General features: G+C 71.6%; 13 protein-coding genes. 6 read left to right on the top strand and 7 right to left on the bottom strand.

What is annotated here, in order from left to right; genetic code table 11:
• Positions 1 to 44 precede the first annotated feature (44 nt).
• Complete coding sequence (locus H0B56_RS20945; protein WP_343063987.1) at positions 45 to 1,004, bottom strand: glycosyltransferase family 2 protein; 960 nt, start codon at positions 1,002 to 1,004, stop codon at positions 45 to 47.
• A gap of 19 nt (positions 1,005 to 1,023) precedes the next feature.
• Between H0B56_RS20945 and H0B56_RS20940 the strand changes: the two genes are divergently transcribed.
• From H0B56_RS20940 to H0B56_RS20930, 3 genes are all read left to right on the top strand, one after another.
• On the top strand, positions 1,024 to 2,184 hold the full coding sequence (locus H0B56_RS20940; RefSeq protein WP_180894815.1) for a glycosyltransferase: 1,161 nt from the start codon (positions 1,024 to 1,026) through the stop codon (positions 2,182 to 2,184).
• A 104-nt stretch (positions 2,185 to 2,288) separates the two neighbouring features.
• Positions 2,289 to 3,428, top strand: coding sequence for a glycosyltransferase (locus tag H0B56_RS20935; protein WP_180894814.1), 1,140 nt, complete (start codon positions 2,289 to 2,291; stop codon positions 3,426 to 3,428).
• A 5-nt stretch (positions 3,429 to 3,433) separates the two neighbouring features.
• Complete coding sequence (locus tag H0B56_RS20930; RefSeq protein ID WP_343063986.1) at positions 3,434 to 4,348, top strand: glycosyltransferase family 2 protein; 915 nt, start codon at positions 3,434 to 3,436, stop codon at positions 4,346 to 4,348.
• Between the two features lie 6 nt (positions 4,349 to 4,354).
• On the opposite strand, the gene H0B56_RS20925 is transcribed toward H0B56_RS20930, so the two are convergent.
• On the bottom strand, positions 4,355 to 4,831 hold the full coding sequence (locus H0B56_RS20925; RefSeq protein WP_246361385.1) for a hypothetical protein: 477 nt from the start codon (positions 4,829 to 4,831) through the stop codon (positions 4,355 to 4,357).
• 171 nt (positions 4,832 to 5,002) lie between these two features.
• Between H0B56_RS20925 and manB the strand changes: the two genes are divergently transcribed.
• Positions 5,003 to 6,088 carry a mannose-1-phosphate guanylyltransferase gene (gene manB, locus H0B56_RS20920; protein ID WP_180894813.1) on the top strand — a complete coding sequence of 362 codons (1,086 nt, stop codon included), beginning with the start codon at positions 5,003 to 5,005 and terminating at the stop codon, positions 6,086 to 6,088.
• A gap of 39 nt (positions 6,089 to 6,127) precedes the next feature.
• On the opposite strand, the gene H0B56_RS20915 is transcribed toward manB, so the two are convergent.
• Genes H0B56_RS20915 through cofD form a run of 3 tightly spaced genes read right to left on the bottom strand, consistent with a single transcriptional unit; the run spans position 6,128 to position 9,112 of the window.
• Entirely contained in the window at positions 6,128 to 6,631 is a 504-nt protein-coding gene (locus H0B56_RS20915; protein ID WP_180894941.1) for an NUDIX hydrolase, read from the bottom strand.
• Between the two features lie 26 nt (positions 6,632 to 6,657).
• Positions 6,658 to 8,118, bottom strand: a complete 1,461-nt coding sequence (locus H0B56_RS20910; protein ID WP_281373710.1) for a coenzyme F420-0:L-glutamate ligase — start codon at positions 8,116 to 8,118, stop codon at positions 6,658 to 6,660.
• Positions 8,111 to 9,112 carry a 2-phospho-L-lactate transferase gene (gene cofD, locus H0B56_RS20905; protein WP_180894811.1) on the bottom strand — a complete coding sequence of 334 codons (1,002 nt, stop codon included), beginning with the start codon at positions 9,110 to 9,112 and terminating at the stop codon, positions 8,111 to 8,113. Before cofD ends, H0B56_RS20910 begins: the two co-directional genes overlap by 8 nt.
• A 513-nt stretch (positions 9,113 to 9,625) precedes the next feature.
• Here cofD and fdxA point away from each other — a divergent pair.
• Together fdxA and dapC are read left to right on the top strand one after the other, a co-directional pair.
• On the top strand, positions 9,626 to 9,946 hold the full coding sequence (gene fdxA / locus H0B56_RS20900; RefSeq protein WP_180894810.1) for a ferredoxin: 321 nt from the start codon (positions 9,626 to 9,628) through the stop codon (positions 9,944 to 9,946).
• Positions 9,943 to 11,061: a succinyldiaminopimelate transaminase gene (gene dapC / locus H0B56_RS20895; RefSeq protein WP_180894809.1), complete on the top strand. Its 1,119-nt coding sequence runs from the start codon at positions 9,943 to 9,945 to the stop codon at positions 11,059 to 11,061. Before fdxA ends, dapC begins: the two co-directional genes overlap by 4 nt.
• A 113-nt stretch (positions 11,062 to 11,174) precedes the next feature.
• On the opposite strand, the gene dapD is transcribed toward dapC, so the two are convergent.
• The gene (gene dapD, locus H0B56_RS20890; RefSeq protein ID WP_180894808.1) at positions 11,175 to 12,164 is read right to left on the bottom strand and encodes a 2,3,4,5-tetrahydropyridine-2,6-dicarboxylate N-succinyltransferase; all 990 of its coding nucleotides are present in this window, start codon (positions 12,162 to 12,164) and stop codon (positions 11,175 to 11,177) included.
• Between the two features lie 36 nt (positions 12,165 to 12,200).
• On the bottom strand, positions 12,201 to 12,638 hold the full coding sequence (locus H0B56_RS20885) for a hypothetical protein (protein ID WP_180894807.1): 438 nt from the start codon (positions 12,636 to 12,638) through the stop codon (positions 12,201 to 12,203).
• Between the last annotated feature and the right edge of the window lie 75 nt (positions 12,639 to 12,713).

Here is a 12,713-nt window from a genome sequence, read left to right as displayed (position 1 = left end):
AACGGCGGTAGGCGATCGTGCACGCGGTGCCGTCGCGCGGGCGATCAGCGACCGGCCCACCGTGCCCAGAGCGCTGCGCGGCGCTGCCGGCCGCCCGCGCGGAGCCTGGCGCGTACCGCCGCCGGCAGCCGGACGACGGCGCCTGCGAGCGCGCGCGACCGCGGCCGGACACGGAAGTTCGCCGTGCCGGGAACGGAACTCGGGACGCGTAGCCTGCGCCACGGCAGCACGAGGGTGAGGCAGGCGAAACGCACCCACTGCCGGGCCGCGACCCGTGCCGGGGCGCACCGCGCCAGGGTGAGCAGCCGGTTGCGTTCGTTCCACAGGTGGAACCGGACGGAGCCGAGGCCCGTGCTCGCGGCGTGCAGGTGACGTACGCCTGCGGCGGGGACCGCGAGCACCCGCCAGCCGGCCAGGCGCAGTCGCCATGCCGTGTCGGTGTCCTCGTAGTAGCAGAAGAACTCGCCGGGGACCCCGCCCGCGGAGCGCAGGGCCGCGGCGCGCAGCAGCGCGGCACCACCACAGAACGCGAACACCTCGAACGGCTCCGAGCCGGATCGTTCCGCCGGGCGCCCTGCGATGTCGGCGCCGTGACCGTCCGCGGTCAGCCGCACGCCGAGGGACTGCACGGACCCGTCCTGGCGGCGCAGGCACGGGCTCACCGCCGCCGCGGTGGGATCGGCGAGCAGCGCGTCCTCCAGCTCGGCGAGCCAGCGCCGGTCGGGGCGGGCGTCGTCGTTGAGCCAGGCGACGAGGGGAGTGTCGACCAGCCGCAGTGCGGCCGCGAGGCCGCCCGCGTACCCGGTGTTGGTGCGCAGCCGCAATACCCGTGGCGAGCTGGGGTGCCGCGCTACAACGGCGGACGTGCCGTCGGTCGAGCCGTTGTCCACCACGATAGTCTTATGTGGACGGGCCTGGTCGGCGACGGCGTCGAGGCACTCGGTCAGCCGGGAACGGCCCTGCCAGGTGACGATCACGACGCTGGTGAGCGGGCTACTTGGCACACCAAGCACAATAGGGGTTGTGCCGGAACTCGTCGTGCTCGCCGACCAGTTGTTCGCTCCGGTGCCGGGCGGCACCGGTCGCTACACCGCGGAACTGCTGCGCGCGCTCGCGGAGACCACACCGCCCGGCTGGACCGTCACCAGCGTCGTCTCCCGGCGTGACGAGGCCGAGAAGGCGGAGATTCCCGGGGTGAACGGGCCGCGCATCCTGCCGGTGCCGCGCCGCGCGCTGATCGCCATGTGGCAGGCGGGGATGCCGTACTGGCCGGGTGGTGACGCCGTGCACGCACCCACGCCGCTCGCTCCGCCCCGCAAACCGGCGTTCGGCAGGCATCGCGGGGCCTCGCTGGCTGTGACGGTGCACGACACCGTGCCGTGGACGCACCCGCATACGCTCACCGCGCGCGGGGTCGCCTGGCACAGGTCGATGGTCTCGCGTGCGATGCGGCGGGCCGACTTCGTCGTCGTACCGACCCGCTCGGTGGCCGATGAGCTACGGGCATACGTGCCGGGCGACTCGCGCCTCGAAGTGATCCCGCACGGCACGACGGAGGTCTTCACCGCTGCCGAAGGCGTGGACCTGCCTGTCGACGTCGGGCATCTCGACCTGCCCGACCGCTACATCCTGAGCGTGGGGACGCTGGAGCCGCGCAAGGGGCTGGACGTGCTGATCGAGGCGGTCGCGCGCATGCACGGCGTGGACCCGCGCGCACCGGACCTGCTGTTGATCGGGCAGCAGGGCTGGGGTGGTGTCGACCCGGTGAGCCACGCGGAGGGCTGCGGTCTGCCACCGGGGACGGTGCGCGTGCTCGGCCGGCTGTCGGACCTCGAGCTGGCTGCCGTGCTGCGCCGGGCGACGGTGCTCGCCGCGCCGAGCCATGCCGAGGGGTTCGGGCTTCCGGTGCTGGAGGCGATGGCGGCAGGGGTGCCGGTGGTGCACTCCGATGTCCCCGCGCTGATCGAGGTCGCGGGTGGGGCGGGCGTGACCGTGCCGCGCGGTGAGGTCCGTGCGCTGAGCGAGTCGCTGCTGGAAGTGGTGCACGACTCGGTGTGGGCGGCGCAGCTGGCCGCGCAGGGGCGCAGGCGGGCGGAGGAGTTCTCGTGGCGCGGTGCGGCCAGAGCGGTCTGGGCCCTGCACAGGGACGGTTACCGCGATTCGCAACCGGCCGTCCCCTCCTGAGCCGGCCTGCCCGCCCCGCCCGCGCACCCCGGGCCGTCGGTGGGGTTCGGCCCGGCCCGAGTGTTCGTACCCGCGTGCCCGGCCGGGAGTCGTAGGCTGCACACGTGCCACGAACCGAACCGCAGGTACTGATCGACGCGACAGCGATCCCCGCCGACCGGGGAGGGGTGGGCCGGTATGTCGACTCGCTCGTCGCGGCCCTCGACGCCGACGGCGCCCGTGTCAGTGTGGTGTGCCAGCCGCGGGACGGTGAGCGCTACGGCACGATCGCCCCAGGAGCGCGGGTGGTGCCCACCGCGGACTCGGTCGCGTCCCGAACGGCGCGGCTGACCTGGGAACAGACCTCGCTGCCCGTGCTGGCCCGCAGGCTGGGCGTGGATGTCGTACATTCCCCGCACTACACGATGCCGCTCGGCAGCCGGGCCGCGACGGTGGTGACGTTGCACGACGCGACGTTCTTCACCGAGCCCGCGCTGCACTCCACCGTCAAGGCGCACTTCTTCCGGAACTGGAGCAGGCTGGCGCTGCGCAGCGCGGCTCGCTGCGTCGTGCCGAGCGAGGCGACTGCCACCGAGCTCGCCGCGGTGACCAGGGTGCGGCCGGGCTCCCTCGACGTCATCCCGCACGGGGTCGACGCCACTCGGTTCCGCGTACCGGTGCAGCGGGACGTGCGCCGTGCCCGCGAGCACATCGGGCTCGGCGCGGAGCCCTACCTGGCGTTCCTCGGTGCTCTCGAACCGCGTAAGAACGTCCCCGCGCTGATCCGCGGCTTCGCGCGCGCCGTGGCGGGGCGGGCGGACAGGCCCGCGCTGGTGCTGGCCGGGCAACCCGGGTGGGACGGGGAGGTGGCGCGCGCCCTGGACGAGGTCCCGCACCGGATCCGCGTGATCCGCGCAGGCTACCTCCCCTACGAGATGCTCCCCGGGCTCCTCGGCGGAGCGGAGGTGGTCGCGTACCCGAGCCTCGGTGAAGGGTTCGGGCTGCCGGTGCTGGAAGCCATGGCGTGCGGTGCGTGCGTGCTGACCTCGGCAAGGCTCGCGCTGCCCGAGGTCGGTGGCGACGCGGTGGCCTACTGCGGGGTGGGGCAGGACGACATCGCCGAGAGCGTGACCGAGCTGCTCGACGACCCCGGGCGGCGTGCGATGTTGGCCGCGGCTGCCGAACGCCGAGCCAAGGAGTTCACCTGGGCATTCTCGGCTGAACGGCACCGCGAATCGTACGACCGCGCGTGGCGGGGAGAATGACCGCCGTGACCAAAACGACCGGATCGGGCACGTACGGTGACGGCGTCGCTGTCGTCACGGTGACCTACTCGCCGGGCAGGACTCTGGAGAGGTTCATCGAGACCCTGGCGAAGTCCACGACGCGCCAGCTGCGTGTGGTCCTGGCCGACAACGGATCGACGGACGGTACTCCCGAGCTGGCCGCCGAACGCGATGGTGTCGTCCTGGTGCGCATGGGCGAGAACCTGGGTTACGGCGCCGCGGCGAACAAGGTCGTCTTCGGCCTGGACGACTCCGTCGGGTGGGTCGTGGTCGCCAATCCCGACCTGGAATGGGGCTCGGACGCGCTGGACCGGCTCCTGGAGGCCACCGAGCGGTGGCCGGCAGCGGCGACGTTCGGGCCGCTGATCACCGACCCGCACGGGGCCGTGTACCCGTCGGCGCGATCGCTGCCCACACTCGCCAGCGGTATCGGGCACGCCCTCTTCGCGAGGCTGTGGCCTGCCAACCCGTGGACCCGTGCCTACCGGCAGGAGGACGTCGCGCCCGCGGAGCGGGCAACCGGGTGGTTGTCGGGTTCGTGCCTGCTGCTGCGCAGGGAAGCGTTCGAGGCCGTGCAGGGGTTCGACCCCCGCTACTTCATGTACTTCGAGGACGTCGACCTCGGCGACCGGCTGGGTCGTGCCGGATGGCTCAACGTGTACGTCCCGTCAGCGCAGGTCATGCACGTCGGTGGTCACGCGACGACCAGGGTCTCGCGGCGCATGCTGGCCACCCACCACGCCAGTGCCTATCGCTACCTCACCGATCGCTACCCCCGGGCGTACTGGAAACCGATCCTGGCTGCCGTGCGGCTCGGTCTCGCCATACGGCTACGGATGGCCAGCCGGGCGCCGTACCCGCATACCACGACCTCGGTCGCGCGGGACGTCGTCGAGTGACACACCCTAGGCTCCGTCGAGCCTGCGGGTGACGCTGGATCGACGGGTTCGCGTCACGGTGGGGACGAGCTCGTCGTTCTGCTCGTGCTCGACGACGTCCTCGGCGGGCCGCTGCTGCACGGTACCGCCCTCGGTCAGATCGGGCATGGGAAAGCCGCGCGGGGGTGTGTCGGCGTCCGGGTCGGGCAGCGGCACGGTCGGGGTGGGGTCCGTGAGGTGGTGCTGCTTGGTGTCCTGCGCCCGGATCTGCGCGCGGGGAACCACAGCGGTGGCGTCCGGGTCGTCGGTGCCCGCGGTGTCGGAGTCGGCGACGACGGCCCTGCTGATCTGTACCGTCCTGGACGCGTCCATCGGGGACAGGGCGGTGTCGGGTGTGACGACGAAGGTGTCTCGGTCACGGGCCCGAGACAGCATGGCGTCGGCCTTGTCGAGTGGATCCATCGTGCTCCCGCCCTTCTCACCCAGCGCACCTGACGACGTCATGCCTGCCCCACCGCCGCGGCCCTGCCGGCCCGTGGCGGATGCGGGGTCGTTGACTAGGGTATGCCTTCGTGGCGCGTGGCGTCAGTTGGTCGGACGGTCTGTCGCCCAAGTCGTGATCTTCGGCGCGCCCTGGCAGGGTGCGGCGGGTGCCATCGGAAAGGGGACCGGGATATGGCTGCAGTGCAGCGCCAGGACGCGGATGCTGTCGTGCTTGTCGGGGGCAAGGGCACCCGGCTGAGACCGTTGACGCTGTCCGCGCCGAAGCCGATGCTGCCGACCGCGGGGGTGCCGTTCCTGACACACCTGCTCTCCCGGATCAGGGATGCGGGTATCACCCACGTCGTGCTCGGGACGTCGTACAAGTCCGAGGTATTCACCGAGTACTTCGGTGACGGGTCGCGGCTCGGCCTCGAGCTCGAGTACGTCGTCGAGGACGAGCCGCTGGACACCGGCGGAGCGATCCGCAACGTCGCTGGCGCGTTACGCGCCGACGACGTCATCGTGTTCAACGGCGATATCCTTTCCGGAGCCGACCCGGCGCACCTGCTGACCACGCACCGCAAGGAACAAGCCGACGTCACCCTGCACCTGGTGACCGTGGACGACCCGAGCGGGTTCGGCTGCGTGCCGACCGATCCGGACGGACGGGTCACCGGGTTCGTGGAGAAATCCCCCGACCCGCCGACGGACCAGGTCAACGCCGGCTGCTACGTGTTCCGGCGCGAGATCATCGACAGTATCCCGCACGGCACGCCCGTCTCGGTCGAGCGGGAGACGTTTCCCGACCTGCTCGCCGCGGGCGCACACCTGCACGGGGCTGTGGACAGTACCTACTGGCTGGACGTGGGCACTCCGGCCGCGTTCGTCAAGGGATCCGCCGACCTGGTGCGAGGTATCGCGCCATCGGGGGCACTTCCCGGGGAGACCGGTGAGTCGCTCGTGCTCAGCGGTGCGGACGTGGCAGGAAGCGCCGTGGTCGACGGCGGATCGGCGATCGGGGTGGGCGCCTCGGTCGCGGCGGGTGCCCGGGTGGAAGGCTCCGTGCTGTTCGACGGGGCGGTGGTCGCCGACGGTGCTGTGGTGCGTGACTGCGTGCTCGGCGCGCGGGCGCGGGTCGGTGCCGGCTCGGTGCTCGACGGCGCCGTGCTCGGCGATGACGCGGCCGTGGGGGCGGGCTGCGAGCTGGTTACCGGGGCGCGCCTGTGGCCGGGCGTGACCGTTCCGGACGGCGGCATCCGGTTCTCCTCCGACGTGTGAGAGCCAACGGGCCGGCCCGCGGCCGGATCACCGGCAGGTTCATCGCAGCGCCGCGGTGATCAGTGGCCCGAGGTCGTCCGCGCCGTCCGGTGGCTCACGCACCGGCCACCAGCGCAGGTCCAGCGACTCGCCGCTCGTCGCGGGTTCGGCCCCCGGCCGGGCGTGCGCGCGGAACCGCACGTCGAAGTGCCGCGTCGGCACCCCGAGCGAGCAGGTGACCGGGTGCACATCGAGATGCACCGGGGTGGGGTCGACCACCGGATCCGTGATGCCGGACTCCTCGACGGCCTCGCGCAACGCCGCCCCGGCGAGCGAACCGTCCCCGCCTTCGCAGTGCCCACCGAGCTGGACCCAGCGGCCGATACGGGGATGCAGGGTGAGCAGCATGTACTCCCCCGAATGATCGAGCAGCAGCGTCGACGCGGTGAGGTGCCCCGGTACGCACGCCCGCTCGCACGCGTCCGGGCGCGCGGACAGGAACGCCAGGAACGAGTGGCGAAGCGCGTCCTGTTCGGGCGCAGCCGGTCGCCAGTCCCGCAGCATCGCGGCAGCCGCGGCGTGCAGCTCGTTCACAGCTCGACGAGCCCGTCGCCTGGGTCGGCCACCTCGCGGGGTTCGGGTGCTCCGGAAGCCGGGTGCCCGATGGCGATCGCGCCGAGCGGCTCCCACTCCTCGTCCAGCTGTAACGCCTCGCGAACGGCACCGGGGGCGAAGATCGTCGACCCGACCCAGCACGACCCGAGCCGTTCCGCGGCGAGCGCGACGAGCAACGACTGTACGGCGGCGCCCCCGGCTACGGTGAACATGGTGTGTTCGGCCTCGGCGCGCCTGCTGTCCGGGTAGCTGTGCGCGCCGTGCGGGACGAGGAACGGGATGACCAGTTCCGGTGCCTCGTAGAGGAGGTCGCCGCGGCGCAGACGCCGCTCGACGCGCTCGCTGTCGAGACCGTCGCCCGTGAGGTCGGCTCGCCAGGCGGCGCGCATCGCGTCCAGCATTCGCATGCGCAGTTCGCGGCGCCGGAGCCACACGAAACGCACCGGCTTGGTGTGGTGCGGCGCGGGCGCGGTCAGCGCGGTGGCGACGGCCCTGCGCACGGCATCGGGCGCGACCTCGTCGGTGGCGAACTCCCGCACCGACCGGCGCAGCAGCACGGCCTCGCTGTGCCCGAGCTCCCTCGCTTCCTGCGTGCCGAGCCGGAACAGGTCCTCGTCGTGCGGCCGGATGAGGTCGCGCGCCAGGGAGGTCGTGCCGGACGCGTCGTCCTCGAACGACAGGCCCCGCAGCACCGCTACCGGTGTCTCGGCGATCTTGCCCTTGACGAGATCGGCCGCGGCTGCGATCTCGTCCGCGATCGCCACCTCCGTGACCGCGAGCTCGTTGCCCATGCTGTCGGTGGCGCCCGCGTAGGAGTGCGTGACCGTCAGCCCGCTCGCCCCGATCGCGGCGTCGGTCTGCCCGATGCGCCACGCTCGCCCCATCGTGTCGGTCACGAGCACGGCGGTGTCCACGCCGAGCCGCTCGCGCAGGGCGGTACGGAGCGCGGCCGCTGAGGCGTCCGGGTCGGTCGGGAGGAGCGCGACCTCGTCCTGGGCGACGTTGGACGCGTCGACACCCGAGGCAGCCTGCACCAGCCCCAGCCGGTTCTCGGTGATCAGCGTGCGGCCGAACCGCGCCAGTACCCGAACCGTCTCGGCGTCGATCAGCTCGCGGCGAGCGGTGTCGCGCTGCTCGGGATCCTGGGGGACGTGTACCAGCCTTCCCTCGGCCTTGGACACGACCTTGCTCGTGACCACGACGATGTCCCCGGAACGCAGCCACGGCGCCGCACTGGCGATGGCCTCCCCGAGGTCGTCTCCCGGCCGGATCTCCGGGATGCCCTCGACGGCGAACAGCTCGATACTCGTCGCAGCGTGCTCGGTCCGCGGCTCGGCGACCGGTGCGGTCTCCTGCGTGGCTCCCTCGGTGGGTAACGGCCCGTCGGCGGGATCAGCGGTGGGATCCGCAGGGGATCCGGTGGCGTGCTCAGTCAATGTCGCACCCGGCCAGTTCGAACGCCGCCTTGGCCATCTCGGCCGTGGCATCGATGTCGGTCATCATCAGCGGAGTGTCTCGCACGGTCACGCCGGGAACCTCCGCGGACTCACCCTCGGCGATCAGCCAGCCGTCGAGTATGCCGGTATCGGTGCCGGTCCGCGAGCCGTAGTGCTTGGCGACGGCCTCGGCCGAGGTCTCGACGCCGATCGCCGTGAGGCACGCGTCGGCCATTCCGCGCACCGGCTTGCCTCCGATGATCGGCGAGAGCCCGACGACGGGTGCCGGAGCCGCTCGTAGCGCGTCCCGCACCCCCGGCACGGCGAGGACGCTGCCCACCGAGACGACGGGATTGGACGGCGCCAGCACGACGAGGTCGGCCTCGCCGATCGCCTCGAGCACCCCATCCGCCGGGGCCGACTCCTCGGCGCCGACGGGCACGATGGAGTGCGCGGGCAGCGCGGCCCGGTAGCGCGCCCACCATTCCTGGAAATGCAGCGCCTTGTGCTGCTCGGGAGCGTCCGGGTCGTCGACGACGACGTGCGTCTCGACCCGGTCGTCGGTCATCGGCAGTAGCCGTACGCCCGGCTGCCAGCGGTCACAGAGGGCCTCGGTCACCGCGGACAGCGGGTACCCGGCGCGCAACATGTGCGTGCGGACCAGGTGTGTGGCGATGTCCTTGTCGCCGAGCGCGAACCAGCTGGGTTCGGCGCCGTACGCGGCGAGCTCGGCGGAGACGGTCCACGTCTCACCGGCGTGCCCCCAGCCGCGTTCGGTGGCGATCCCCCCTCCGAGGGTGTACATGCACGTGTCCAGGTCGGGGCAGACGCGCAGGCCGTGCATCCAGACATCGTCGCCGGTGTTGACCAGCGCCGTCACCGTATGGGGCGAGTCTTGCGGCCCGGGGCCCGTCGCGGGCAGGCCCAGTGCCACCTTCAGCCCGAGCAGGAACCGCGCGCCGCCGACACCGCCAACCAGAACAACAACCTTCACGAAGGGAGATCCTCGCACGTTCCGGGTGCCCGGCGGTATGCGGAGCACGGGTGGCGCCGGGGCCGGCAGTGACGGAGGTCACCATCGCGGCGGTGGGGCGGGCCCGCGCCGGGTTCACACCGGCCCGTGACGTTGCCCGAGCCCATCATGGCAGGCATTGTGGCAGCGTGGCCGTTCGCTCGATGAGGAGGTCGTGGGTGGATATCTCGCGCAAGGCCCGCCGTGGCGACAAGGATCTCCGCGGCGGGACCGTCGGGGGATCCCGCGGGTCGAGCACGTCGACGGGCGGCGGCGAAGTACGTGACAGAGGACACGACGGACACGACGCGAAGACCGCGGGATCAGGCCCCGCTGTTTCGTCGTCACCGGTGATCAGCGAGATGACCGGCGCACATCCGGTAGAGGCACGCGCGGACGGGCTGTTCGGCTAAGGGTGGCCTTACCTTCGAGTGTCCTGGCCGTCGGCGTAATCTGCGAATGGACAGACAGGCAAGACGGAAGTAGGAGAGCGCAGTGACCTACGTAATCGCCGAGCCCTGCGTCGACGTTCTCGACAAGGGATGCATCGACGAGTGCCCAGTTGACTGCATCTACGAGGGTGAGCGGATGCTGTACATCCACCCCGACGAGTGCGTGGACTGCGGCGCTTGCGAACCGGTCTGTCCCGTCGAGGCGATCTACTACGAGGACGACGTCCCGGACGAGTGGAGTGCCTACACCAAGGCCAACGTCGACTTCTTCGACGAGCTCGGCTCGCCGGGCGGGGCGGCCAAGGTGGGCAAGACGAGCCACGATCCCCAGTGGATCAAGGATTTGCCGCCGCAGGGCGAATGACCTCGCCGGGGCGGCGCACCGCGCGGGCGCGGCCGGACCTGCCGGACTTCCCCTGGGATTCGCTCGCGCCGTACCAGGCCACGGCGCGAGCCCACCCCGACGGGGTGGTCGACCTCTCCGTGGGGACTCCCGTGGATCCGGTACCCGAGCGTGTTCGCGCGGCGCTGTCCGGCAAGGCGGACAGCCCCGGTTACCCGGCTACGCACGGTACGGCCGAGCTGCGTGCCGAGGTGGTCGCCGCGCTGGAACGCAGGCACGGCGTCACCGGGGTCGATGCCGATGCTGTGCTTCCCACCATCGGGTCGAAGGAGATGGTCGCCTGGCTGCCCAGCCTGCTGGGGTTCGGTCCAGGCGATCTGGTGGTGATCCCCGACCTCGCCTACCCCACCTACGATGTCGGGGTCCGGCTCGCGGGTGCGACGGTAACCAGGTCGGATGGTCTGACGTCGGTCGGGCCCGCGCGAGCGGGGATGGTGTGGGTGAACTCGCCGTCGAACCCGACGGGACGGGTCCTGGGGGTGGATCACCTGCGAAAGGTGCTCGACTGGGCGCGCGAACGGGGCACGCTCGTCGTCTCCGACGAGTGCTACCTCCCCCTCGGATGGCAGGACGAGCCGGTTTCGGTGCTGCATCCCGAGGTGCACGGGGGTGACCTCGAGGGCGTCCTCGCGCTGCACTCGCTTTCCAAATCGGCGAACATGGCCGGCTACCGCGCCGGGTTCGCCGCGGGAGACCCGGCACTGATCAGCGAGCTGCTGGCGGTCCGCAAGCACGCCGGCATGATCGTTCCTCGCCCCGTTCAGGAGGCCATGCGGGCCGCGCTCGCCGACGACGATGCCCTTGCACGGCAGCGGGAACGCTACGCTTCCCGCCGCGCGACGCTGCGCACCGCGTTGGAGGCGGCCGGTTTCCGGATCGACCATTCCGAGGCGGGCCTGTACTTGTGGGTGAGCCGGGACGAGGACGCGTGGCGGACCCTGGAATGGTTCGCCGAGCGCGGCATCCTGGTGGCGCCGGGGCCGTTCTACGGTCCAGCGGGCCGATGGCATGTGCGGGTCGCGCTCACGGCCACCGATGAGCGGGTGACGGCCGCCGCCGCACGGATCGCCGGGTAGGGTGTGTCTCGTGATCCCCGCTCGCGACGGAGGGATCACGAGACACACCCTAGCCCACGCCCGGTGGGCCACCCGGCGTCGCCGCCGGCCGGAACACCGGCGCTGTGCGCCCGTCAGTCGTTGGCGTGCAGCGCGGCGTTGAGCTCGACGCCGCTGCCGTCACGGTGCACCGCTTCGACGGCCCCGGTCGCGGAGTTGCGGCGGAACAGCACCCCGGAGGCCCCGGAGAGCTCGCGGGCCTTGACCAGCTTGCCGTCGAAGGCGATCTTCGTGCCCGCCGTCACGTAGAGGCCTGCCTCGACCACGGAGTCGTTCCCGAGCGAGATGCCGATCCCGGCGTTGGCGCCGACAAGGCAGCGCTTGCCGATGGAGATGACCTCCTTGCCTCCCCCGGACAGCGTGCCCATCACGGAAGCTCCGCCACCGAGGTCGGTGCCGTCGTCGATGACCACGCCTGCCGAGATACGTCCCTCGACCATCGAGGCGCCCAACGTGCCTGCGTTGAAGTTGACGAAACCTTCGTGCATCACGGTGGTGCCAGGGGCCAGGTGCGCGCCCAGCCGCGCGCGGTCGGCGTCGGCGATACGCACTCCGGTGGGGATCACGTAGTCGACCATGCGGGGGAACTTGTCGACGCCGTACACGGTGACCTGCCCGCGGGTGCGCAGCCGCATCCGGGTCGACTCGAACCCTTCCACCGCACACGGCCCGTGGCTGGTCCACACCACGTTGGACAGGAGACCGAAGACGCCGTCCATGTTCTGCCCGTGCGGCGCGACGAGGCGGTGGGACAGCAGGTGCAGGCGCAGGTACACGTCGTGCGCGTCGGCCGGGGCATCGGCGAGGGAGCCGATGGTGGTGCGCACCGCGACGATCTCGACTCCCCGGAGGATGTCGTGCCCGAGCACGTCGGACGCCTCCGTCCCGAAGACCTCGGTGGCCTCTTCCGGGGTAAGTCGCTGCGTGCCGCCGTCCTCGCTCGGGCTCACCAGCTTCGGGTGGGGAAACCAGGTGTCGAGCACCGTCCCGTCGGTCGCGACGGTCGCGAGGCCGACGCCGGTGGCTCCTGCGCTTTCGGGCTGGGAAGTCTGTTCACTGCTCACGCGTTCAACGGTAGCGGAGGGCGTGCAGGCGGCCGCCTACCTGGTCGACTCGTCGAGCTCGCTGCGCACCTCGTCGAGAGTGTCGGCGAGGTCGACGAGCGCGTCCACGCAGACGTCTTCCTCGACAGGCTGTGCCGTGCCACAGCGGCCGTCCCGGTAGTCGGTGACACGTGACTCCAGGCGCTCGGCGTGGCCGGCGAGCCGCTCGTGGTCGCCGCGGGCGATCTCGCGCATCGTTCCGGCCGTGTTGCCGAGTTGGGTGACGAACTTCTCACATGCCCTGGGCTCCCGCTGCGCGGGCTCGGTGTGGCACGGGTCGTCGCGCAACGCGCTGATCTTGGTGTCCAGCACGTCGATCTGCCCAGGGACGTCGTCATCGATCTCGTTCGGCACCTGGCTCGCCTGGCCACAGGCGGGCAGTGCCAGCACGGCGAGCGCGACACCGATGCTCAGCCGTCTTCCTCTCGCGCGCACGTTCCCACCGTACGCAACCGCCTCCGTGGCAACTCGGCAGGTTCGCGCGGGGACGAGCCGAGGGGCCCCTTCGGT

Origin of the sequence: Haloechinothrix aidingensis, from assembly GCF_013450155.1 — a bacterium.
Taxonomy (GTDB): Bacteria; Actinomycetota; Actinomycetes; order Mycobacteriales; family Pseudonocardiaceae; genus Haloechinothrix; species Haloechinothrix aidingensis.
The sequence above is the reverse complement of the archived record's forward strand: the minus strand, read 5'-3'. Positions and strand labels throughout refer to the sequence as shown.

What these genes read in the sequence shown, in the direction of transcription:
- H0B56_RS20915 (WP_180894941.1), bottom strand. Translation starts at nt 6,631, where the DNA reads ATGCTGCGGGACTGGCGACCGGCTGCGCCCGAACAGGACGCGCTTCGC.
- H0B56_RS20925 (WP_246361385.1), bottom strand. Translation starts at nt 4,831, where the DNA reads ATGACGTCGTCAGGTGCGCTGGGTGAGAAGGGCGGGAGCACGATGGAT.
- manB (WP_180894813.1), top strand. Translation starts at nt 5,003, where the DNA reads ATGGCTGCAGTGCAGCGCCAGGACGCGGATGCTGTCGTGCTTGTCGGG.
- dapC (WP_180894809.1), top strand. Translation starts at nt 9,943, where the DNA reads ATGACCTCGCCGGGGCGGCGCACCGCGCGGGCGCGGCCGGACCTGCCG.